Here is a 22,106-nt window from a genome sequence, read left to right as displayed (position 1 = left end):
CTCAGTGCGTCGCGGCCGCGATTGCCTGTTCGAGGTCCGCGATGATGTCGTCGACGTCTTCGATGCCGACTGAGAGGCGGACCATATCGGGGGTGACGCCCGCGGCGGCCTGTTCGTCCTCGGTCAACTGCTGGTGCGTCGTCGACGCCGGGTGGATCACGAGCGTCTTCGCGTCGCCGACGTTCGCGAGCAGCGAGGCGAGTTCGACGTTGTTGACGGTGTCGCGGGCGGCCTCGTAGCCGGCCTCGAGCCCGAAGGTGATCATCCCGCCGTAGCCTCCGTCCAGATACTCGGCGGCCTGCTCGTGGGTCTCGTGGCTCTCCAGGCCGGGGTAGTTGACCCAGGAGACCGCTTCGTGGTCCGCGAGGAACTCCGCGACGGCCATCGCGTTCTCGCAGTGACGATCCATCCGCATCGGCAGCGATTCGAGTTTTTCGAGCGTGTTCCACGCGTCGAACGGCGACTGAGCGTTGCCGAGATCCCGCAGGCCGCGCGCGATGGCGGCGTAGGTGAACGCCGCATCGCCGAAGCGCTCGGCGAAGTTGACGCCGTGATAGGCCGGGTTGGCGGCCCCGATCTCGGGGTACTTCTCGGCGTTGTCGGCCCACGGGAACGACCCGCCGTCGACGAGGATCCCGCCGATCGTCGTCCCCGCGCCGTGGATCCACTTCGTGGTCGAGTCCCACACGAGGTCCGCGCCGTGTTCGATCGGCCGGCAGAGGTACGGCGTCGCGAACGTGTTGTCGACGAACAGCGGGACGTCGTGGTCGTGGGCAATCTCGGCGACCCGCTCGATGTCGGGCGTCACGAGCGCCGGGTTCCCGATCGTCTCCAGGTGGACGTAGGCGGTGTCCTCGTCGATGGCCTCCTCGTAGGCCGCATAATCGAGCGTGTCGACGAACTTCGTCGTGATTCCGCGACGCTCGACGGTGTGAGTGAAGTAGGTGTAGGTGCCGCCGTACAGCGACGACGCCGTGACGATGTTGTCGCCGGCGGACGCGAGGAGGAACGTCGCGAGGTCAAGCGCGGCCATCCCGGATGACGTCGCCGCAGCGCCGATCCCGCCTTCGAGCGAGGCCAGGCGCTCCTGTAGCGTCGCGACCGTGGGGTTCATCAGCCGGCTGTAGATGAACCCCTCTTTCTCCAGCGCGAACTGCCCCGCGGCGTCTTCGGCGTCGTCGAAGACGTACGAGGTGGTCTGATAGATCGGCTGTGCCCGCGCGCCGGTGGCCGGATCGGGCTCCTGTCCCGCGTGGAGGCTCCGCGACCCGAACCCGAGTGGCTTCTCGCTGTCGTCGTCTGCCATACCGCGGTCTTCTCGGAGGGATGTCCTAACCGACGTGACGTGTGCAATTTCCGCCGCTATCTGCGACACAGTCCGCCGATCAGCACCGCGCACTGCTCGGGTCGACTGTCGACCGAATCGCCACTGCTCAGGCAGGCCGCCCGCCGATCGATGCGCCCGCGAGGAGGACAGCCACCGCCACGGCCCCGATCCCGAGCGCACTCGCGGGTGGGTGGCTGCCGACGGCGACCAGCACGACCGCGGCGACGAGTGCGATGCCGCCGATCGAGACGGCGATCGAACGGCCCCGGTCAACGAGCACGGCGACGCCCGCGAGGAGGAGTGCGACGCCGACGATCCCGACGACAGGGCCGGGGCCGCCACGGGCGAGCAGTTCGACACCGGGCGCGCCGGTGGTCGGCGCGAGCAGGCCGGCCCACGCGAGGACACCGCCGGCGACGGCGACGAGGAGGCCGACGAGCCGCGCGACGAATGCGGGAGGAGTCATAGCTACGGAGTCGGCGCGGATCGAAAAGTGCGTTCGGGTTCGGCGCTCACTGGCTGAACAGCGAGGCGTGGACGGGCGCGAAGTCGCCGCCGGTCTCCGTATCGCCGGCGTCGGTGTCGTGGACGGCGCGCCCCTCGATGCCGGCGTCGAGGAAGTCTCGAAGCGGCGGGCCGACCTTCTCCGGTTCGACGAGGAAGGCGTCGTGGCCGTGATCCGACTCGATGACGTGGTGTGCGACCGGCGTGTCGTTCTCGCGGAACGCGTCGGCGACGGCTTCGGACTGCTCGGTCGTGAAGTGCCAGTCGCCGGTGAACGAGAGCAACAGCGCCTCGCCCTCGAAGGCGGCGAGCGCGCGGGCGTCGTCCTCGTAGCCCTCCGCGAGGTCGTAATCGTCCATCGCGCGGGTGAGATACAGATACGAGTTGGGATCGAAGCGATCGACGAACTTCTCGGCTTGGTAATCGAGGTACGACTCCACGTCGCGGTACGGGAAGTACGCGGCCGCTGGATCCGACGGGAAGGAGTCCCGGCGGGCGTCGCGGCCGGCGGCGCGTCGGCCGAATTTGCCCTCCATCGAGGACTTCGAGAGGTACATCACGTGGCCGATCTGTCTCGCGAGCGCGAGGCCGTCCGTCGGCGTCGCCGCCGTGTCGTAGTACTCGCCGCCGCTCCAGTCCGGATCGGTCGTGATCGCGCGCCGGGCGATGGCGTCGAGCGCGAGACACTGCGCGTCCAGTCGCGCGGCGGCCGCCACGGAGACGACGTAGCGGGCGTCGTCGGGGTAACGCTTCGCCCAGTCGAGGACGTTCATGCCGCCGACGCTCCCGCCGACGACCGCGTGCAGCCGTCCGACGCCGAGTTCGTCGAGAAGCAGGCGCTGCGCACGCGTCCAGTCGGCGACGGTCACGGGCGGGAAGTCGGTGCCGTACACCTCGCCCGTCGGATCCTCGGAGGCCGGCCCCGTCGTGCCGTAGCACGACCCCGGGACGTTCGCGCAGACGACGTAGTAGTCGTTGGTGTCGATCGCCTTCCCGGGACCGACGATGTCGTTCCACCACGCGCGGGCCTGTCCGGTGGTCTCAGACCCATAGCCCGCGACGTTCTGGCTCCCGGTGAGCGCGTGACAGACGAGTACGGCATTGTCGCCGTCGAACTCGCCGTACGACTCGTAGGCGACCTCGAGGGCCTCGATCTCGTCGCCGGACGCGAAGTCGAACCGTCCGAGTTCGACGGTTCCGCTGTCGGTTTTCATTCGTTCTCCCCCGAGTTCGCACTCCCGCCCGAAACGCTTTGGGTCGCCGATCGGATCGCGCGGTCGAGGTCTGCGACGACGTCGGCCGCGTCCTCGATCCCCACCGAGAGGCGGAGCATCTCGGGACTGAGGCCCGCGGCGCGCTGTTCGGCCTCGCTCAACTGGGCGTGTGTCGTCGACGCGGGGTGGATCACGAGCGTCTTCGCGTCACCGATGTTCGCGAGGAAGGAGGCGAGTTCGGTCTCCTCGCAGGTCCGCTTGGCCGCCTCGAAACCGGCGTCGAGGCCGAACGTGACCATCCCGCCGTACGTCGGCGAATCGCGCTCTCCGGGGCTCGCTCCGGTCTCGTCCGAACCGAGATACCGCGTCGCGTTCTCGTGAGTCGGATGCGATTCGAATCCGGGATACGAGACCCACGCGACGTCCTCGTGATCGCGGAGGAACTCGGCGACCGTGCGGGCGTTCTCGCAGTGCCGCTGCATTCGGAGCGGAAGCGTCTCCAGCCCCTGGAGCGTCTGCCAGGCGTCGAACGGCGACTGCTGATTGCCGAGCGTCCGGAGCGCGCGCTGACGGACCGCGTTGGCGAAGGCCGCCGCGCCGTACCGCTCGACGAAGTCGATCCCGAACGCGGGGTTCTCGCCGGAGAGTTCGTCGTAGTCGGCGTGTTGCCAGGGGAACGTCCCGCCGTCGACCAGGATGCCGCCGACGGTCGTCCCCGAACCGTGGATCCACTTCGTCGTCGACTCCCAGACGAGGTCCGCGCCGTGTTCGATCGGCCGGCAGAGGTACGGCGTCGCGAACGTGTTGTCGACGAACAACGGGGCGGCCGCGGCGTGCGCCACGTCGGCGAGGCGCTCGAAGTCGGGCGTCTTGAGCGACGGGTTGGCGATCGTCTCGACGTGAACGAAGGCGGTGTTCTCGTCGATCTCGTCGGCGAAGGCCTCGTAGTCGAGCGTGTCCACGACCCGGACGTCGACGCCGCGGCGCGTCGCCATCTTGGTCAGATACGTCGCGGTCCCGCCGTACATATCGGCGGCGGCGACGACGTTGTCGCCCGCACTCGCGAGGATGCTCGTCGCCGAGTCGAGCGCGGCCATCCCCGAGGCGGTCGCGACCGCGGCGACACCGCCCTCCAGCGCCGCGAGTCGCTCTTCGAGCATCCGCGTCGTCGGGTTCGAGATCCGCGAGTAGACGTCGCCGTCGGCCTCCAGCGCGTAGAGGTCCGCGGCGTGATCGGCGTCCTCGAAGGCGTAGGAGGTGGTCTGATAGATCGGCGGCGCGCGAGCGCCCGTCGTCTCGTCCGGTTCTTGACCGGCGTGGAGACTCCGGGTGTGGAGCCCATCGACCATACTATGTATATTATGCATATTCTCTTGTAGGCTTATAACCGTCGGTTACGCCCGGAGCGCGTGCGGGTCGGCCCCAGCTGTCACGGCCACGACACGGACTCGCAAAACAGCTATCGGGCTCCGGGACGGGGCAGCGCGTATGCACACCGAGCGCGAGAAGATGCTCCGTGGCGAGTTGTACGACGCCGACGACCCCGACCTGGTCGCCGCCCGGAACGAGGCGCGGGCGCTCACGGAGGAGTACAACCGGACGGCGGCAACCGAGACGAACCGCCGACGGGAACTGCTCGAGGAACTCCTCGGAACAGTCGGCGAGGAGTGTCGCATCGAACCGCCGTTCCGCTGCGACTACGGTGACAACATCCACGTCGGGGACGCGTGCTACGCGAACGTCGACTGCGTCGTCCTGGACGTGTGCCCGGTGACGATCGGCGATGACTGCCTGCTCGGTCCGGGCGTCCACATCTACACCGCGACCCACCCGCTGGACCCGGCGCAGCGGGCCGACGGCTTAGAGTACGGTGAGCCGGTCACTGTCGGCGATAACGTCTGGATCGGCGGACAAGCGGTACTCAACCCCGGCGTCTCTGTCGGGGACGACAGCGTCGTCGGGTCGGGCGCGGTCGTGACGAGCGACGTCCCCGAGGGCGTGGTCGTGCAAGGGAACCCGGCGACGGTGACGACGGAACTGTCGTCGGAGGGCTGACCGTCCCAGACGCCGTTTGCCGCAGAATCAGTGCGGTCGGTGACCGCTCATCGGCCGCTCAGTCGTCCGCCGAGGCCGGTTCGGCCACGTCGAGTTCGTTGCGAGCGGCCGCGACGCCGGCGTCGACGTCGACCTCGACGCCCGCGTCGTCCATCGCCTCGCCAACGGTCCGGACGCCGCGGAGGATCGCGCTGTCGGGGAGGCCACCCATATTGCTCACGCGGAAGATGGTCCCGCCGAGGTGCGCCTGGCCCCCGGAGATGCTGACGTTCCGCTCGGCGACGCCGTCGAAGAACGCGTCGGCGTCGTCGCCGCGGACCGGATCCGGCAGGGAGACGGCGGTGACGGTGTTCGAGAGGACAGTCGCGTCCTGCGCGTCGGCGAAGAGTTCCAGCCCCATCGCCGTGAAGCCGGCACGGAAGGCCGCAGCCTGCGTCCGGTGTCGCGTGATGCGGGCCGGCATCGTCTCCTCGACGATGTCCTCGACAGCGACCGCCATCGCGCGGAACAGCGGCACAGCGCTCGTGAACGGCGTCTGGTGGGAATCCGCCTTGCGGAGGTGCCAGTCCAGGTCCTCGTAGAAGGGGGCGGACTCGCCGTCGAGGTCGGCTTCGACCTCCTCGGTGACGTACATCGCGCTGATCCCCGGGGGAGCCGCCAGTGCCTTCTGTGCGTCGGTGACGGCGATGTCGACGTTCCAGGCGTCCAGGCAGAAGACGTCCCCGCCGATCGAGGTGACGCCGTCGAGGACGAACCGGGCGTCGTGCTCGGACGCGATGCGACCGACACCGGCAGCAGGGTTGAGCAGGCCCGTACTGGTCTCGTTGTGGACCATCGTCACGACGTCGGTGTCGTCGGTGACCGCCGCGCTGACGTCTGCGAGCGGGATCGACTCGCCCCACGGCACCTCGACGCGCGTCACGTCCGCGTACCGCTCGGCGATGCGGGCGAAGCGCCGGCCGAACTTCCCGTTGACGAGCGCGACCACGTGGCCGCCATCCCCGACGAGGTTGGCGACGGCGGCTTCCATTCCCATCGTGGCCGTCCCGTTGAGGAGGAGCGTCGTCCCGCCCCCGGCGGTCGCGGTGGACGTTCCGTCGAGAGTGGACTCCTCGAAGATGTAGTCGAGACCGTCCTGTGCTCGCTCGTAGACCGCCTCGAACGCCGCGGACCGGTGCGACACCATCGGCTCGTCCATCGCTGCCGCCACCTCGTCGGTGACGGGCACCGGGCCCGGGTTGAGGAGCAGGAAGTCCTCTTCCATACCCGGCGATTGCGGCGCGCCGGGATAAGCGATACGGGTTTCCGCCGGCACAGTGCGGGCTCGCCGGGCGCTTCACCCGGAATCGAGTATCGGTTTGCGTCCGCGGGCCGACCCCGACGCGGACCGTCGACGAAGCATCTAACTCCGCGCCGCACGGGGTTCGAACCGAGATGAGCGACGAGGCCGGGCAGCGGGCGGAGTCGACAGACGGCGACGCGATAGCGGTCGCGCACGCCGCCCCCGACAATCCCTACCTCCGCGACCCCGACACCGACTTCACGCCGGTCGAAGAACTGCCACGCGAGGAGGCCGAATCACAGGCCGCAGCGCTCCGTGCGGCGATCCGCGAGCACGACCATCGCTACTACGTGCGGGCCGACCCGCTGATCGCCGACCGCACGTACGACGAACTGTTCGCGCGCCTCCGGGAACTGGAGGCGGCGTTCGACCTCGACCGCGAGGCGAGTCCGACCCGGCGCGTCGGCGGACAGCCGATCGACGAACTCGACACGGTCGAACACGTCGCGCCGATGCTTTCGATCGAACAGTCGACCGACGCCGACGACCTCAGGGAGTTCGACCGCCGCGTCCGGGAGGAGGTCGGTGACGTCGCGTACGTCTGTGAGCCGAAGTTCGACGGGCTCTCTGTCGAGGTCGTCTACGAAGACGGGGCGTTCGTCCGCGCGGCGACCCGCGGCGACGGCGCGGTCGGCGACGACGTCACCGCACAGGTGCGGACGATCCGCTCGGTCCCGCTCCGACTCGGCGGCGACCCCCCGGAGACGCTCGCCGTCCGCGGTGAGGTGTTTATGCCCCGCGACGCGTTCCGTGAGCACAACCGCGAGCGCGTCGAGCGCGGCGACGATCCGTTCGCGAACCCGCGGAACGCCGCCGCGGGGACGCTCCGTCAGCTCGACCCCTCAGTCGTCGCGGACCGGCCGCTGGACTGCTACTTCTACGACGTCCTCGACGCCAGCCAGGTCCCGGCCAGTCAGCACGAGACGCTCGATCGGTTGCGGGAGTGGGGCCTCCACGTGAACGACCGGGTCGACGTCGTCGATTCCATCGAGGACGCGATCGCGTACCGCGACGACCTCCTCGCCGACAGAGCGGATCTGAACTACGAGATCGACGGGACCGTCATCAAGGTCGACGCCCGCGACGCCCGCGAGCAGTTGGGCGCGACGAGCCGTGCGGTCCGCTGGGCGTTCGCGTATAAGTTCCCGGCGCGGGCGGAGATCACTCGCGTCACCGACGTCGTCGTCCAGGTCGGTCGGACCGGTCGGCTCACGCCGGTCGCACTCCTCGATCCGGTCGACGTGGGCGGCGTCACCGTCTCGCGGGCGTCGCTCCACAACCCCGAAGAGATCGAGCGCCTCGGCGTCGGCGTCGGCGACGAGGTCCGGGTCCGCCGCGCGGGCGACGTCATCCCGGAGGTCGCCGAGGTGACCGAGAAACGAGCGGACGGCACCGTCGACTTCCCGGAGGCCTGTCCGGTCTGCGGCAGCCCCGTCGAGCGCGACGGCCCGCTGGCGTTCTGCACCGGCGGCCTCACCTGCGACGCGCAACTCGTCCGCGCGATCGTCCACTACGGGAGCCGACAGGCGCTCGACATCGACGGCCTCGGCGAGGAACGGGTCGAACAGCTGGTCGACGCGGGCCTCCTGTCGTCGCTGCCGGACCTCTATCGGCTCGACCCCGACGACCTCGCCGCTCTCGAGGGCTGGGGCGAGACGAGCGCGCAGAACCTCGTCGACGCCATCGACGCGACCACGTCGCCGCCGCTCCCGGACTTTCTCGTCGCGCTCGGGATCCCCGAGATCGGCGAGCACACCGCGGGAAACCTCGCCCGCGAGTTCGGCACGCTCGACGCCGTGATGGACGCGGCGGCGGACGACCTAGAGGCCGTCGACGACGTGGGACCGACCGTCGCCGAACACGTCGCGGAGTTCTTCGCCAACGAGGGCAACCGCGCGGTCGTCGAAGAACTCCGCGAACTGGGCGTCGATCCCGAGCCCGTCGAGACCGCCGAGGGGGGCGACGCCCTCGACGGGCTGACGTTCGTCTTCACCGGCTCGCTCGCGATCACGCGCGAGGACGCGCAGGCGCTCGTCGAACGCCACGGCGCGAGCGCGACCGGGAGCGTCTCGGGGAACACGGACTATCTGGTCGTCGGCGAGAATCCGGGCCGATCGAAGCGCGCGGACGCCGACGCCAACGACGTGCCGACGCTCGACGAAGATGGGTTCTCCGACCTGCTGGCCGAGCACGGGATCGCGTATCCGCCCGCGGAGTGAGACCGGGGCGGATCGATATCACTCCACGACAAGCGACGAGCGTGGATTCTTACGGCCGGTGCACGAAGCGGGACCGTGCCCTCCGAGACCGCCGAGACGACCGCACTGCTCCGCTCGATCCGCCGCCTGTTACTGGCCATCGTCTTCCTGCTCGGCGTCGGCCTCGTCGCCCTCGCCGATACCGGATATATGACTTCGGGCTACCAGGACGGCCCGATCTTCGCACTCGCCGGCGTGTCGGGTGCCGTCGTGGCGCTGGCGGCCGTGTTGACGTGGCTCGGAAGTTGGGGGAGCGCTCCGAGTACGGGCGCGGATTGACGCGGCCGATCAGAGGTCGGCGCGCTCGAACGACCAGTAGCCGACCGCCGCGGGGAGCACGATCCACGCCAGGAGGACGAGAAAGAGGAACCACCCCGTGAAGTAGAACGGCGGCGATCCCTCCAGCACGGGCGCGAGGATCGTCCGCTCACCGAACGTCGTGCTGACGAGGCGCGCCTGGGCGGGACCGTAGTACAACTGTGCCGCCAGCGTCTCGTAGGTCTTCAGCGGGTTCAGGTACTTCAGGAAGACACCGATCTTCACCCGCGTGAGTTCGGCGACGCTCATCCCGACTTGCTCGGCGGCGTAGTTGATGAGCTTCGGGATCCCCTCGGCGATCGAACCCCAGAGGATCGCGAAGACGAGGTACAGTCCCATCGTCGCGAGCGTCGCCTCGCGGTTCGAGTCCGCGAGCGCGGAGAGACTCAACCCGACGGAGACGAACGCGGCACCCAAGAGCGCCGTGAGCGCGACCTGGGGGACGAACGAGCCGAGTTCGAGGCGCGACCCCGTCGCGACGAGAATGACGAACGTCGCGAGGAAGCCGACCAAGAGCGCGGCGACGACGACCGCCGAGCGGCCGAGCAACTTCCCGATCATCACGTCGAGCCGCGAGTTCGGCAGCGACAGCAGGAGCTTCACCGAGCCCGTCTCGCGCTCTTCGGTGATCGATCCGTAGGAGGTCGAGAGCGCGATGAAGCCGAGGACGAGTGCGAGCAGCCCGGGGAACGAGAAGCTGAACACTCCCAGGCTCGCGAAGAAGCCGAAGAGGTTCGACACCTGGCGGCTCTCGGGCCCGAGCAGGACGCCGAAGAACAGCGCGGAGGCCCCACCGAGGAAAAGGGCGAAGAACAGCGTCGATCCGTGGAGCCATCGCGAGCGGATCGCGTCGCGGAACTCCTTGCGGGCGACGGCCTGCCAGCTCATCGCTGTACCTCCTCTTCGATGGCCTCGTCTCCGGCGTCCGGCGCGTCGGTCTCGTCACCGTCGGATTCGTCGGCGGCCGAATCGGCGTCCGCGTCTTCAGCGCCGGCGGCGGTATCGCTGTCAGCGGTCTCTCCGCTGTCGGCGGCCGGATCGCTGGTCGCAGTCGAGTCGCGACTGGCGGTCGTGTCGGCGTCCGCCTCTCCGTCGTCCGCCGCGACCGACGCGTCGGCGTCTGTCGGTTCGTCACGCTCGCCTTCGGTGTACGCGAGGAACAGGTCTTCGAGCGACGCCTCGTCGGTCGTGAAGTCTGTGACAGTGACGCCGTTGTCCTCCAGCGCGGTCACGACCCGGGTCTTGGCGTCGCTGTCGCAGCCGACGCGGAGACCGCCCTCGGTACTGCGCTCGACGCGCTGAACCCCGTCGAGTGCGCGCACCGATTCGAGCACGTCGTCGTCGACGGGATCGCCGACGGCGACGCTGAGCGTGGCGTCTGCGTCCGACGCCTCGCGGAGCCCCGCGATAGAGTCGACCGCGACCAGTTCACCCTCGCGGAGGATGCCGACGCGGTCGCAGACGGCTTCGACCTGTTCGAGGATGTGACTCGAGAAGAAGACGGTCGTGCCGCGCTCGGCCTCTTCGAGGACGATCTCGCGCATCTCCTTCGCGCCGGCGGGATCCAGTCCCGAGGAGGGCTCGTCGAGGACGAGGAGGTCGGGGTCGCCGACCAGTGCCATCGCGAGCGCGAGGCGCTGTCGCATCCCCTTCGAGTAGCCACCGGCTTGTCTGTCGGCCGCGTCCGCGAGGCCGACGCGGTCCAAGACGTCGTCGGGGTCGACGTCCACCTCTTTCGAATCGATCGCGAATTCGACGTGCGCACGACCCGTCAGCCGATCGTACACGTCGAATCCCTCCGGGAGGACGCCGGTCCGTTCGCGGACCGCGACGCTCTCTTCGCGCGCGTCGTGTCCGAGGACCGTCACAGTACCCGTCGTCGGGCGGACAAAGTCGAGAAGGAGATTGATCGTGGTCGACTTCCCGGCGCCGTTAGGGCCGAGAAAGCCGAAGACCTCTCCATCCTCGACCGTCAGCGAGAGGTCCGAGACGGCGGTGACGTCGTCGAACCGTTTCGTCACCCCGTCGAGTTCGATAGCAGCCATAGGCGAGGATTGTCAGGTTTGCTGTTAAAGCGTTTGGTGCGAAAATCAGGTCTGAAATCGGTCTGCCGCCGTTCGACGGCGGTTCGGGGCGATCGCGGGTCAGACCTCTTCGTCGGGGCCGTGCTGTTCGCGCATCCGCTCGACCTCCGTCGCGTACCGCTCGCGCGTGTCCTGATCGCCGACCGGTTCGAGGTCGTCGGCGTCGACGGTGACGGCGGCCGTCGCTTCGGTCCCGCGCTGGCGCATAATGGTCGTCGAGATCTGCTTCCGCCGGACGGCCGAGCCGTCGGGCGTCGCGTACACCATATCGACGAGTCCGCGATCCGTGTACGTCCGTTCGACGAGCCAACAGCGGACGGGGTCGTCGTGACTCCGGTTCTCGTCTTCGTCCATACGGGATGATCGTCAAGGCGCGGTTTGTACCTGCCGTCTCGCGCAGTCGGCGAGGGGGCTGCCGCCCGGCCCGTCGCGTCACGCTCAAGCCGTTCGCGCCGCTACGCTGGAGCGATGGAGCGCAGCGACCTCCGCGATCGCGCCGCGGCGTTGCCGACCGATCCCGGTGTCTATCAGTTCCTCGACGGTGAGGACGTCCTCTACGTCGGCAAGGCCGTGGACCTCCGCGACCGCGTGCGGTCGTACGCCGATCCGCGCGGCGAACGGATCCGCCAGATGGTCGACCGCGCGCGGTCGATCGACGTCGCCGTCACGGACACAGAGACCCAGGCGCTGCTACTCGAGGCAAACCTGATCAAGCGCCACCAGCCCCGGTACAACGTCCGATTGAAGGACGACAAGTCCTATCCGCTGGTGCAACTCACCGATCACGCCGTCCCCCGAATCGAGGTGACGCGGGACCCAGAGCCCGGGGCGACGGTCTTCGGCCCCTTCACCGACAAAGGGCGCGTCGAGACCGCCGTGAAGGCACTCAGGGAGACCTACGGACTCCGCGGCTGCTCGGATCACAAGTACGCCGGCCGAGACCGGCCCTGTCTCGACTACGAGATGGGGCTCTGCAGCGCCCCGTGTACCGGTGAGATCGGCGCCGACGCCTACCGGGACGACGTGCAGTCAGTCGTCCGGTTCTTCGAGGGCGAGACGGGCGTCCTGGCGGATCCGCTTCGCCGTGAGATGGCGGCCGCTGCCGAGGCCGAGGAGTTCGAGCGAGCGGCGAACCTGCGGGACCGACTCGACGCGGTCGAATCGTTTCACGGTGAGGGCGAGGAGGCGGTCGCGACGCAGTCCGACGAGCGCGCCGTGGACGTGCTCGGTGTGGCCGTCGAGGGGGACACCGCGACCGTTGCCAGGCTCCACAGCGAGCGCGGACAGCTTGTCGACCGCTCTCGGCACCGGCTCGACGCCCCGGACGGCGGCGAACGCTCTGCAGCCGTCCTCACGGCGTTTCTCACGCAGTTCTACGCCGAGCGCGACCTCCCGGACACGGTTCTCTGCTCGGAGCGCCCCGACGACGCGGACGTGACAGCGTGGCTGAACGCCGAGGGCGTCGACGTTCGCGTTCCCGGGGCGGGTCGAGAAGCGAAGCTCGTCGACCTCGCGCTCAAGAACGCCCGAAGCGGCCCCGACCGCGGCGACGAGTTGGGGGCACTCGCCGACGGACTGGGGGTGGATTCGGTCTCCAGGATCGAGGGCTTCGACGTGAGCCACGCGCAGGGGAAGGCCGTCGTCGGCAGCGACGTCTGCTTCGTCGACGGCTCCGCAGAGAAGTCGGCGTACCGCCGGAAGCGACTCACCGACGGCAACGACGACTACGCGCGGATGCGTGACCTCGTCCGCTGGCGGGCCGAGCGAGCGATCGACGGGCGCGACGACCGCCCCGACCCGGACCTCTTGCTCATCGACGGCGGCGAGGGACAACTCGGTGCGGCGACCGACGCGCTCGCCGAAACTGGCTGGGACGTGCCGGCGGTGGCGCTCGCGAAGGAGCAGGAGCTAGTCGTCACGCCCGACGGCGTCCACGACTGGGACGACGACCACCCCGGACTGCACGTCCTCCAGCGCGTCCGCGACGAGGCGCACCGCTTCGCCGTCCAGTACCACCAGACGCTCCGCGACGAGGTGAGCACGGTTCTCGAAGACGTGCCGGGCGTCGGCGAACAGACACGGGAAGCGCTGCTCCGTCGGTTCGGGAGCGTCGAGAACGTTCGTGCGGCCTCCACGGCAGACCTGATCGACGTGCCGGGCGTGGGCGAGCGAACGGCCGAAACGATCCGGGAGCGGTTGTGAGCGATCGGCCGGACCGGTCGAGGAACGGTTGTGAGCGGACGGTCGAGCCGATTTTGGAGCAGGAAGACGCAGTTGCTCAGTGCAGGCGAGCAGTCGGCACCGGCCCTCCGAGTCGCATCCCGCGCCGGCGTGCCGAACGACCGCGGCCCGACGCGGGGTGTCGCTTACGTCACGGAGGTGTTGGTCCCCCGATCGGACATAAACGCTCGCGTCGATCGGGCGACCCCGACGGAATCGCCGCCTGCAGAATCCTTAATAGTCGTTGATCGGGTATGTGGTGGTATGGACGATATTTTCGTTGCACGCGTGATGTCCTCGCCGGTGCAGACCGTCACTCCGGACACGCTGGTCGAAGACGCCGCGAAGAAGATGCTCGACGAGGAGATCGGTTCTGTCGTCGTGGTCGACGACGGCCACCTCGTGGGCATCCTCACGAACACCGACTTCGTGCGGATCGTCGCCGAGCGACGGCCGAAAGACCAGACGCCGGTCTCGGAGTATATGTCCGACACCGCGGTGACGACGACCGCACAGGTCCCGATCGCACAGGTCGCCGAATCGATGATCGAGCACGGAATCCACCACGTCCCCGTCGTCGACGACGGAGGCGCCGTCATCGGGATGGTCACGACGACCGATCTGGCCTCCTACGTCTCCGAACTGCAACCGGCGCGCGCGTAAAGTCGCGAGGGCCATCCCCGACCGCAATTAGGACAAGACGTATCTGGCTCATTTCCGAAGACGCTCCCGTGACTGGTCCCTCTCTCTCCCGCCGTGCCCTTCTCCGGACCGGAGGTGCCGTCGGCGTCGCCGGACTCCTCGGTGTCGGAGCGGTTGCCGCGGCCGGCCCCTCGGCGGTCCCGTACCCCGACGGCGTGTCGTACCAAGACGTCGCCCTCGTCAGCCCTGCACACCGAAACTCGGCGATCGAACATCTCCGGGAACTCACGACACGGGCGAAGCCGGTCGTCGAAGAGGCCCGTGCAGCCGGGTCCCTGGACGGCGATCGGTTCTTCGGCGTCCAGGGGAGCATCGCCGACGCCGAAGCGTTCCTCGAGGAATCGCATCCACCGTCGTTCGACACGATCAGCGAAGCCCGGTATCACGTCAGATACGTCGCGCTGGCGCTCGGGGGCGCGGCTGCCGCGCTCGACGACGTCTCGATCGGGCCCGATGGCCCCGCACAGACGGGACCGGCGTCCGGTCTCGAGGACCTCCGCACCGCGCTCGACTACGAGAGCGATGCGGCCGCCGAGGCGATGGTGTGGATCGACCTGATCGAGCGCCGACTGCACGTCGCGATGATCGCCGGCGGGAACGCTCGCGTCGACCGGTCCGAACTCGACGAGAACCCGGAACGCGTCCGCGAGCGGGCGCTGTCCCAGGCCGTCGTCGACCACGAGCGCTCCGTCCGCCACCTCGACGACGCCCGTCAGTTCTACCGGACCTTCCAGGCGCGCCAGTCGATGCCGGTCCGGGTCGACCTCGCGGCTGCCCGCGAGACGTACCGGTCGCGCGTGGCGGAGACTGCTCACGACGAGGAGTGGTACGACGCGCGACGTCGGGCGGAAACGACGCCGCGAGACACCGCCTGGAACCGACTCCTGACCCTCGCACCGGGCGAGGACTCGCTCGACGACGCACAGTGGGCTCGACGGGACGGGTTGGCCGGCCTGGAGACGACCACGCTCGCGACCGCGCTCGCAGCGTTCCGCGGCTTCCCCACTGGGAAGGCGGCAGTCGAGCGCCTCGACGGCCGCTCGTCTGTACCGCGGTCGCTGCTACTCGACGTGAAGCGCCGGGCCGTCGACGGTGCCTATCAGATCGCCGCCACGGGCACTGATTTCGAGCAGTGGCTCCTGCGGTCGGCCGCGTACTACCTCTCGAAGGGCGACGGCTACCTCACGGAGACGACCATCCTCGACAACTGGCCGCGGGCGCACGCGCTGGCGGCATACGGCATCGCGGCCGGTGTCATCGACGCGATACCCTCGGTTGCGGCCGTCGTGACCGAGTGAGACGCAGGTCCGACACGGCGCCGCGCTCAGGCGATTTCGTCGTACTGCTCGGCGAGTTTCTCGGCCGCGTCGTCCATCAGCTCCACCTCGTAGTCGTCGAGACCCCACTCGACGACCTCCTCGACGCCGTCAGACCCGAGTTTGACCGGCACGCCGAAGGCAGTGTCCTCGTAGCCGTACTCCCCGTCGAGGACGATCGACCCGGGCAGGACCTCGCCGGTGTCGCGGAGGATGGCCTCGACCGTGTGGGCGACGCCGGTCGCCGGGCCCCACTGGGTCGCGCCCTTCCGTTCGATGACGTCCATCGCGGACTCCTGGAGATCGCCGAGAATCTCCTCGCGCTCGTCGGCGGAGAACGCGGGATCCGCGCCGTCGACGCGCACCTTCGAGAAGACCGGGACCTGCGCGTCGCCGTGTTCACCGAGGATCGTCGCTTCCACGTTCTGCACGGGCGCGTCGAAGCGCTGGCTGAGCACGTAGCGGAACCGCGCGGAGTCCAGTCGGCCGCCGAAGCCGATCACCTTGTGACGGTCGCGCTCACCGGACTCATAGAGGTGCCGGTTCAGCAGATCGACGGGGTTCGAGGTCGTCACCGAGACGAAGTCGTCGTTGTGCTCGGCGAGCGAGGCTCCGATGTCGGCCATAATCGGCGCGTTGTCGCCCGCGAGGTCGATCCGCGTCTGCCCGGGCTGACGAGGGATCCCGGCGGTGATGACGACGACGTCCGAGCCCGCGGTGTCCTCGTAGGTCCCCTGGACGACCTCGGTGTTCGAGTCGTAGGCGATCCCGTGGTTCGTGTCTGCGGCCTGTCCGACCGTCTCGTCCTCCTTGTCTGGGATGTCGACGAAGACGAGTTCGTCCACCACGTCACGGAGCGCGAGGTTGTACCCGGCGGCGGCGCCGACCGTCCCGGCGGCACCGACGATGCTGACTTTCGTCATATCGACTCGTAGATGCCCCCACGAGCGATTAAACGCTTCGGGACCGGACTCAGACGGCCGCCCTCGGCTGGGGACCGTAGAACGGTCGGTCGCGGCCGGAAGGCGAGTCAGCCCGCCGCGCGCTCCGGCCAATATACAAGCGCCGCCCGTCCGTAGGACCGACTATGGACGGCGATCCGAAGCCCGACTGGTGGGTCAGAAACGAGCGCGAGCGGGACCAGATGGACCTTCCGTCCTACGAGCCGTCGCGGTTCGAGAACGGAACGTACGTTCACGAGGTGGTGTCGGCGTTGGAGTCAGAGCACGACTGTGTGATCAGGCTCATCGGGATGAACGTGCAGTATCCCGACGACTGGGAGGTCCGGGTGGACGGCGAACGTGCCTTCACCGTCGACCGGTCGCGCGACGAAAACGGGAACACGCGGTACCACGTCGACGCCGAAACCTTCCGCGAACGGATCGCGCAGGCGGCCGAGTGAGGACGTCGCGCCCGTCGGGATCAGACGGGGAGGTCGAACACCTCGATGGCGTTCTCCCCGAAGACCGCACGCTGGTCCGCCTCGGAGAGGTGACTGAAGAACGCCCGGATCGACTCGGGGTTGTCGAAGTCGTAGTGGGGGTGATCCGTCGAGAACATAATGCTCTCGGGTCCGAGGAGATCGATCATATCGGCCATCTGTGACCGGTCGTTGAACTCACCGAGCGGTTGCGTCCCGAAGTAGAACTGATCGCGGATGTAGTCTTCCGGCATCTTCTCTAAGAGCGGGACCTGGCTCCGCCACGTACTGTACTCCCGGTTGAGGCGCGACATCAGGTACGGCACCCACCCGATACCGGATTCCAGAATCACGAATTCCAGGTCCGGGAACTTCGCCGGCGTGCCGTTGGCGATGAGGCTCGTCACGACCCACATCATCGCGAACGGATGGCTGAGCGTGTGAACCTCGGGCATAATCGACATCGACCGATAGATCCCCGCCATATCCCACATATGCCCGGTGGCCGTCGTGTGGAAGACGACCGGGAGTCCGTGATCCTCGGCGGCGGCCCAGATCGGATCGTACCGCGACTCCCCGAGCCCGCGTTCCTGCCCGCCCGGATGGATGAACACGCCGACGAGCTGGTCGTGGTCGCCGAGGCGGTCGATCTCCGCGGCCGCTGCCTCCGGGTCGCGAGTCTGGAGACCGATCAGCCCGAAGTACTCGTCGCTCGCGTCCATGAACTCCTCGACGAGGACGTCGTTGGCCGCCGGCATCTGCTGGACGATCTGCTCGGTGTCCGGGTAGACGTCCCACATCGGCTGCATATTGATGATCGGGTAGTCGACCCCGAAGCCCTCGAAGAGCGGTTCGTCGATGTACGCCTCGGTATCGGTCACGTTACTCGATACATCGTCGCGGCCACCGAAGACAGAGAGCGTGTCCGGGACCTCGCTGTGGCTTCCAGTCGAGGGGAATCCGTAGCCGCCGGTCCCCTTGTTCGGGTCGAGCAGGTGGCTGTACGGCATCTCCATCTTCTCGGCCACCTTCTCCGCGATGTCGGGGTGGTGCTCGGGGACGTGCACGTCGGTGTCGACGACGACGAGGTCCTGCATCGGTGCTTCGCCGGATGACGTGGGGGTCGTTCCCATACCTCGTGTGGTCCAGGCCGTGCGTAATAAGTATTCAGCCGCTTGCCACGTGTGGCAGGAGCGCGGACGGCGGCGGGCCCTCAGACGGTGACGACGAGCTCCCCGTCGTCGACGTCGACGTCGTGAGAGATGAGTTGTACACCCGGCTTGGAGTGGCACTCACCGGTCACGAGATCGAACTCCCACCCGTGCCACGGGCACGCGACGATCTCGCCCTCCCGAACGTACTCCGTCTTCGTCTCCATCTCCTCTCGATCGAACTCGGCTTCCAGGAATCCAGAGGTCGGCCCCTCACAGACCGGTCCGCTCTGGTGAGCACACCAGTTCGTGTACGCGTAGTACTCCCCGTCGACGTTGTAGACTCCGATCTCTTTGCCCTCTAACTCCACGACGAGGTGGTCGCCGGGCGGGAGCTCTTCGGCACTGATGACAGCGTGTGAGGCCATAGCCGTACTCTCACCGATGGTGACATAATTTTTTGGTAGGATTCGCGCCACTGCTGGGGGACCATCCGACAGCGCTCGCAGCGCGGTGCATTTGGACGGCGGGACGTTTTGAGCGCGACGGGACTCCCGAGAGCGAAGCGCTCGGGAGGTCGTCGCGCGAGTGAGGCCGAAGGCCGAACGAGCGCGACGGGATTCGAACCCGCGACCATCGGATTAGAAGTCCGACGCTCTGTCCGACTGAGCTACGCGCCCTCGTCGAAAACCAGTCGGTCGTCGGTAAAAAGGAATGTGGGTTGTCGTCGTTGCGAGCGAGCGGAACGCGTAAGGTCGGGTGCCGTGAATTGGCGCGTAATGAAGGTCATCGGCACCGTCGGACTGCCCGGGAGCGGCAAGGGCGAGGCCGCCGCCGTCGCTCGTGAAGCCGACGTTCCGGTCGTCACGATGGGCGACGTGATTCGCGAGGCCTGTCGCGAGCGCGGCTTCGATCCCGCCGAACACCACGGCGAGATGGCGCGGACGCTCCGCGAGGAGGACGGTCCCGCAGCGATCGCCGAGCGGTCGCTGCCACTGATCGAATCCGAACTGGAACGTCGCGACGCAGTCCTCGTCGACGGCCTCCGCTCGGACGTCGAACTCGACCGCTTCCGCGAGGCGTTCGGCGAGGACTTCCTGCTCGTGAGCATCGAAGCACCGTTCGAGATCCGGGCCGAGCGCCTGCTCGACCGCGCCCGCGACGACTCCGACCTCGACCGCGAAGCGCTCCGCCACCGCGAGGAGCGCGAACTCGGCTTCGGGATGGGCGAGGTGATGGACCGCGCGGACGTGGTGATTCGGAACACCGATACGCTGGCGGCGTTCCGCGATCGGATCCGTGCGGTCCTCGACGGCGACCTCGCGGACGTCGCCGGGGACGACCACGTCGACGTCGCTATCGAGGCCGCCGACGCCAGAGACGACCCCACACTCGGTTCGACGGCCGGTGATTCGGCGTGATCTACCGCATCGACGCCCGGGTCGTCGCCCCGGTGCGCGACACCGAGGTCACCGCCCGCGTCGAGGATGCCGTCCGGAACCTCTTCCCGAACGTCGAGTTCGAACGCCAGGAGACGGCGCTCGTCGGGACGACGCACTCGCTCGAACGGTTCTCCGAGCGGTTGCACGAACAGGAGATCCTCGACACCGCGCGCCGCGAGTTCGGCAAGCGCGCCGACGCTGAGGGCTTCTCCTTCGCGCTGAAGAAACAGGCGGCGTTCAAAGGCACGATCAACTTCGCCGTCGGGAACCCCGACGAACTCGGCGACATCGAGGTCCACGTCACCGTCCACGAACCCGACGTGGAGTCCTACATCGACCACGTCGCGCCGCCGACGGAGGACGGAACGCCGATCGATATCGACGACTCAGAGTGAGGCTCGCCGATCCTGGATGAGACTCATCGATTCCCCGTGAGACTCGACGACGCTGGACAGCAGTCCTGACTACTTGTGGACGCGCTCGGTCCGCCGCGTTCAGATGGGCGCGAGCAGCACGGCCAGCGCCGCGGCGATGAAGACGACTTTCAGCGCCGTGTTCACCGCGATGACCTTCGAACCGAAGGTCGGCCCCCAGATGCCGTACTGGAACGGGATCGAGCGCTTGAACGTCGACACGGCGAAGGAGATGATCCCGCCGAGGAGCATCGTCGCGACCGCGGTCCGCGGCGTGAACGTCGGCCCGATCATCGGCGCGATGGTGGCCGCGCCGGCGGTGGTGTCGAACGCGAACACGGCGACGACCGGCAGCGACGCACCGGGGAGGCCGAGCAGCGCCGTCAGCGGCTCCGCGACGCCCGTGACCGCACGGAGGTCCTGCGTCCGAACCAGGAGTGTCACCAGGACGTAGATGATGGCGAGCCGCGGGACGATCCGCGTGAGTTTCGGCCACGTCTTCTCGGCGGCGGTGCGGACGACGGCCGCAGGAGAGTCGTCGCCGTCGTCGGTGTCGGGCGCTGTGACCGGCTGTTCGGGGCCGCCGTCGGTCGCCTCGACGCCGCCGTCGACGGCGGCGTCCTCGGACCGGTCGGTCGCCGATCCCCGAGAGAGCAGCACCGCGCCGGCGAGGACACCCGCGACGGTGATGCCGAGCGCGATCGCCGCACGCGCGCCGACGTAGAGGAGGCCGACTTCGAGCCCCAGAATCGGGATCAGCACCGGTGCGTAGAACGTGAAGATGTGCTGGACGAAGCCGAAGAACGTGTTCATCGTGACGGCGATCAGCGTCTCGGCGTCGGTCAACCGGCCGGACTCGCGGAAGTCCGCGAGCATCCCGTAGCCCGCCGTCGTCGACGCCGCGGTCGTGACGATCGCGGTCCCGACCTCGTCCGGGAGGTTCGCCGGACGGGTGAGGTACTTCGAGAAGCCGGCGATCTTCTCGACGAGGCCGAAGCCGACGGCGATGTTCGCGAGGAAGACGCCCGCCCCGATGAAGACCGCGATGCGGGCGACTCGCGGCGCAACCTCGACGAGGACGGGCCAGGCGGTGTCGACGAGCGCTCCAGGTTGCACGCGCAGTACTCGGTTCTCGGCCGACTAATCGGCGTCGATTCTGCAGTTTCCGATCCCCCGCGGGGTCGCCCGTCGGTTCACAACACCAACTGGACGGTCGCGAAGAGCACGACGATCCCCAGCACGTCGCAGGTGTTGGTGACCACCGGAATGACCACGTCGTCCGGGTCGAGTTGGAACTGGTAGGCGACGTACGTCACCGCCACAGTCACCGTAATCGCCAGGATCGCCAGTGCGATCCCCGAGATGAGCGAGATCGCGACGACCGTGCCCGGTGCCAGCTGGACCCCGCTCACGATCGCGGTGAGTCCCCACGCGCCGCCGCCGACGACGGGGAAGATCGAGACCGCGAGCGCGAGCGTCGCGACCGCGTTACCCGCGAGGTTCTCGTCGCGCGGGTCGAACGAGAGCGTCCCGAGGTGAAACGCCGTCGAGAGCCGCGCGGCGAGGATGCTTCCCAGATTGCCGGCCGTCCCGATCGTGACCGGCACGAGCGCCAGCAGAGTCGGGTACTGGAGCAGCTGCGCCTCGAAGCTGCCGAGGACGAGTCCGCTGCCGATCTCGACCATCGTCAACACGAGGAGCACGGGGAGCATCGCGCGCGTGATCGCCCGGACGGTCCAGTCGGTCGCCACTCAGATCACCCCGACGACGAACAGGACGAGCCTGACAGCCACGAGGAGAAACAGCATTCCGAAGAGGTCCCCCGTCGTCGTCACGAGCGGCCCCACGAGCGTGTCGGGGTCGCGCCCGCGACGATAGCCGGCGAACACGGCGGTGACGACGACGCCGGCGAGCGCGATGCCGGAGAGGAGACCGGAGAGAAGCGCAGTCGCGACGAGGACGGGAAGCGGCGCGACGGAACCACCGAAGACCGTGAGGATGGCGAATGCCGCGATCGCCGCAAACGACGACACGAGCAGTCCGTTGGCAAGCGCCGCTGCCACCGCCGCGCGGAGGCGCTCGTCGCCGCCGCGGATGCGGGGTTCGATGAGCCCCTGGTGCAGGGCGGTCGAGATCCGTGCGCCGAGCGAGCCATAGACGTTACCCCGGGTCGCCAACAGCGCGGGGACGAGAACGAGAAGTCCGGGAACCGCGCGCAGTTCCGCGCGCATTCCGCTGAGCACGACGCCCGCGAACAGACCGCCGACGAGGCTCGCGGCGAGTGCTGGGAGGGCCTCGCGGTAGGCGTCGCGAGCCGCGTCCCGGACGGTCATACGACTG

23 protein-coding genes and 1 tRNA gene are annotated in these 22,106 nt (G+C 68.3%); 9 read left to right on the top strand and 15 right to left on the bottom strand.

What is annotated here, in order from left to right; genetic code table 11:
* Position 1 precedes the first annotated feature (1 nt).
* The 4 genes from BLU74_RS04700 to BLU74_RS04685 form a co-directional block, all read right to left on the bottom strand.
* The gene (locus tag BLU74_RS04700) at positions 2–1,306 is read right to left on the bottom strand and encodes an O-acetylhomoserine aminocarboxypropyltransferase/cysteine synthase family protein (RefSeq protein WP_089765723.1); all 1,305 of its coding nucleotides are present in this window, start codon (positions 1,304–1,306) and stop codon (positions 2–4) included.
* Positions 1,307–1,433: 127 nt separating this feature from the next.
* Entirely contained in the window at positions 1,434–1,793 is a 360-nt protein-coding gene (locus BLU74_RS04695; RefSeq protein ID WP_089765721.1) for a hypothetical protein, read from the bottom strand.
* Positions 1,794–1,839: 46 nt separating this feature from the next.
* Positions 1,840–3,045, bottom strand: a complete 1,206-nt coding sequence (metX, locus tag BLU74_RS04690) for a homoserine O-acetyltransferase MetX (protein WP_089765719.1) — start codon at positions 3,043–3,045, stop codon at positions 1,840–1,842.
* Positions 3,042–4,394, bottom strand: coding sequence for an O-acetylhomoserine aminocarboxypropyltransferase/cysteine synthase family protein (locus tag BLU74_RS04685; RefSeq protein ID WP_089765717.1), 1,353 nt, complete (start codon positions 4,392–4,394; stop codon positions 3,042–3,044). Before BLU74_RS04685 ends, metX begins: the two co-directional genes overlap by 4 nt.
* A 139-nt stretch (positions 4,395–4,533) precedes the next feature.
* Here BLU74_RS04685 and BLU74_RS04680 point away from each other — a divergent pair, with 139 nt between their 5' ends.
* Positions 4,534–5,100: a sugar O-acetyltransferase gene (locus BLU74_RS04680; RefSeq protein WP_089765715.1), complete on the top strand. Its 567-nt coding sequence runs from the start codon at positions 4,534–4,536 to the stop codon at positions 5,098–5,100.
* Between the two features lie 58 nt (positions 5,101–5,158).
* On the opposite strand, the gene BLU74_RS04675 is transcribed toward BLU74_RS04680, so the two are convergent.
* The gene (locus BLU74_RS04675; protein WP_089765713.1) at positions 5,159–6,364 is read right to left on the bottom strand and encodes a pyridoxal-phosphate-dependent aminotransferase family protein; all 1,206 of its coding nucleotides are present in this window, start codon (positions 6,362–6,364) and stop codon (positions 5,159–5,161) included.
* A 170-nt stretch (positions 6,365–6,534) separates the two neighbouring features.
* Here BLU74_RS04675 and ligA point away from each other — a divergent pair, with 170 nt between their 5' ends.
* On the top strand, positions 6,535–8,661 hold the full coding sequence (ligA, locus tag BLU74_RS04670) for an NAD-dependent DNA ligase LigA (RefSeq protein WP_089765710.1): 2,127 nt from the start codon (positions 6,535–6,537) through the stop codon (positions 8,659–8,661).
* Positions 8,662–8,736: 75 nt separating this feature from the next.
* Positions 8,737–8,979 carry a hypothetical protein gene (locus BLU74_RS04665; RefSeq protein ID WP_089765708.1) on the top strand — a complete coding sequence of 81 codons (243 nt, stop codon included), beginning with the start codon at positions 8,737–8,739 and terminating at the stop codon, positions 8,977–8,979.
* A gap of 9 nt (positions 8,980–8,988) precedes the next feature.
* On the opposite strand, the gene BLU74_RS04660 is transcribed toward BLU74_RS04665, so the two are convergent.
* From BLU74_RS04660 to BLU74_RS04650, 3 genes are all read right to left on the bottom strand, one after another.
* On the bottom strand, positions 8,989–9,906 hold the full coding sequence (locus tag BLU74_RS04660; RefSeq protein WP_089765706.1) for an ABC transporter permease: 918 nt from the start codon (positions 9,904–9,906) through the stop codon (positions 8,989–8,991).
* Positions 9,903–11,063: an ABC transporter ATP-binding protein gene (locus BLU74_RS04655; RefSeq protein ID WP_089765704.1), complete on the bottom strand. Its 1,161-nt coding sequence runs from the start codon at positions 11,061–11,063 to the stop codon at positions 9,903–9,905. The genes BLU74_RS04660 and BLU74_RS04655 overlap by 4 nt, the downstream gene beginning before the upstream one ends.
* A 99-nt stretch (positions 11,064–11,162) precedes the next feature.
* Complete coding sequence (locus BLU74_RS04650; RefSeq protein WP_089765702.1) at positions 11,163–11,456, bottom strand: DUF7967 family protein; 294 nt, start codon at positions 11,454–11,456, stop codon at positions 11,163–11,165.
* A gap of 114 nt (positions 11,457–11,570) precedes the next feature.
* Between BLU74_RS04650 and BLU74_RS04645 the strand changes: the two genes are divergently transcribed.
* The 3 genes from BLU74_RS04645 to BLU74_RS04635 all read left to right on the top strand — a co-directional run bounded on the left by BLU74_RS04645 (position 11,571) and on the right by BLU74_RS04635 (position 15,322).
* Positions 11,571–13,304 carry an excinuclease ABC subunit C gene (locus tag BLU74_RS04645; RefSeq protein ID WP_089765700.1) on the top strand — a complete coding sequence of 578 codons (1,734 nt, stop codon included), beginning with the start codon at positions 11,571–11,573 and terminating at the stop codon, positions 13,302–13,304.
* Positions 13,305–13,586: 282 nt separating this feature from the next.
* Entirely contained in the window at positions 13,587–13,985 is a 399-nt protein-coding gene (locus tag BLU74_RS04640; protein ID WP_089765698.1) for a CBS domain-containing protein, read from the top strand.
* A gap of 68 nt (positions 13,986–14,053) precedes the next feature.
* The gene (locus BLU74_RS04635) at positions 14,054–15,322 is read left to right on the top strand and encodes a hypothetical protein (protein WP_089765696.1); all 1,269 of its coding nucleotides are present in this window, start codon (positions 14,054–14,056) and stop codon (positions 15,320–15,322) included.
* A gap of 26 nt (positions 15,323–15,348) precedes the next feature.
* Here BLU74_RS04635 and mdh read toward each other — a convergent pair whose 3' ends face one another.
* The gene (mdh, locus tag BLU74_RS04630) at positions 15,349–16,263 is read right to left on the bottom strand and encodes a malate dehydrogenase (RefSeq protein ID WP_089765694.1); all 915 of its coding nucleotides are present in this window, start codon (positions 16,261–16,263) and stop codon (positions 15,349–15,351) included.
* A gap of 164 nt (positions 16,264–16,427) precedes the next feature.
* Between mdh and BLU74_RS04625 the strand changes: the two genes are divergently transcribed.
* Positions 16,428–16,742 (top strand): hypothetical protein, encoded by a 315-nt coding sequence (locus BLU74_RS04625; RefSeq protein WP_089765692.1) that lies wholly within the window; start codon positions 16,428–16,430, stop codon positions 16,740–16,742.
* Between the two features lie 20 nt (positions 16,743–16,762).
* Here the strand turns inward: BLU74_RS04625 and BLU74_RS04620 are convergent, their stop codons facing one another.
* From BLU74_RS04620 to BLU74_RS04610, 3 genes are all read right to left on the bottom strand, one after another.
* Positions 16,763–17,893 carry an amidohydrolase family protein gene (locus BLU74_RS04620; protein WP_089765690.1) on the bottom strand — a complete coding sequence of 377 codons (1,131 nt, stop codon included), beginning with the start codon at positions 17,891–17,893 and terminating at the stop codon, positions 16,763–16,765.
* 80 nt (positions 17,894–17,973) lie between these two features.
* A complete protein-coding gene (locus tag BLU74_RS04615) occupies positions 17,974–18,339 on the bottom strand; it encodes a Rieske (2Fe-2S) protein (RefSeq protein ID WP_089765688.1) in 366 nt (121 codons plus the stop codon).
* A gap of 178 nt (positions 18,340–18,517) precedes the next feature.
* A tRNA-Arg gene (locus BLU74_RS04610) sits at positions 18,518–18,591 on the bottom strand.
* Positions 18,592–18,690: 99 nt separating this feature from the next.
* Between BLU74_RS04610 and BLU74_RS04605 the strand changes: the two genes are divergently transcribed.
* Positions 18,691–19,332 (top strand): AAA family ATPase, encoded by a 642-nt coding sequence (locus BLU74_RS04605; protein WP_089765686.1) that lies wholly within the window; start codon positions 18,691–18,693, stop codon positions 19,330–19,332.
* Positions 19,329–19,748: an RNA-binding domain-containing protein gene (locus BLU74_RS04600; protein WP_089765684.1), complete on the top strand. Its 420-nt coding sequence runs from the start codon at positions 19,329–19,331 to the stop codon at positions 19,746–19,748. The genes BLU74_RS04605 and BLU74_RS04600 overlap by 4 nt, the downstream gene beginning before the upstream one ends.
* 99 nt (positions 19,749–19,847) lie before the next feature.
* Here BLU74_RS04600 and BLU74_RS04595 read toward each other — a convergent pair whose 3' ends face one another.
* The 3 genes from BLU74_RS04595 to BLU74_RS04585 form a co-directional block, all read right to left on the bottom strand.
* Positions 19,848–20,882, bottom strand: a complete 1,035-nt coding sequence (locus BLU74_RS04595; protein ID WP_089765682.1) for a nucleoside recognition protein — start codon at positions 20,880–20,882, stop codon at positions 19,848–19,850.
* A gap of 77 nt (positions 20,883–20,959) precedes the next feature.
* Positions 20,960–21,517, bottom strand: coding sequence for a magnesium transporter (locus BLU74_RS04590; protein ID WP_089765680.1), 558 nt, complete (start codon positions 21,515–21,517; stop codon positions 20,960–20,962).
* Positions 21,518–22,099, bottom strand: a complete 582-nt coding sequence (locus BLU74_RS04585; protein WP_089765678.1) for a magnesium transporter — start codon at positions 22,097–22,099, stop codon at positions 21,518–21,520.
* Positions 22,100–22,106 lie beyond the last annotated feature (7 nt).

This window comes from Halobellus clavatus, from assembly GCF_900107195.1.
GTDB classification, from domain to species: domain Archaea; phylum Halobacteriota; class Halobacteria; order Halobacteriales; family Haloferacaceae; genus Haloquadratum; species Haloquadratum clavatum.
The sequence above is the reverse complement of the archived record's forward strand: the minus strand, read 5'-3'. Positions and strand labels throughout refer to the sequence as shown.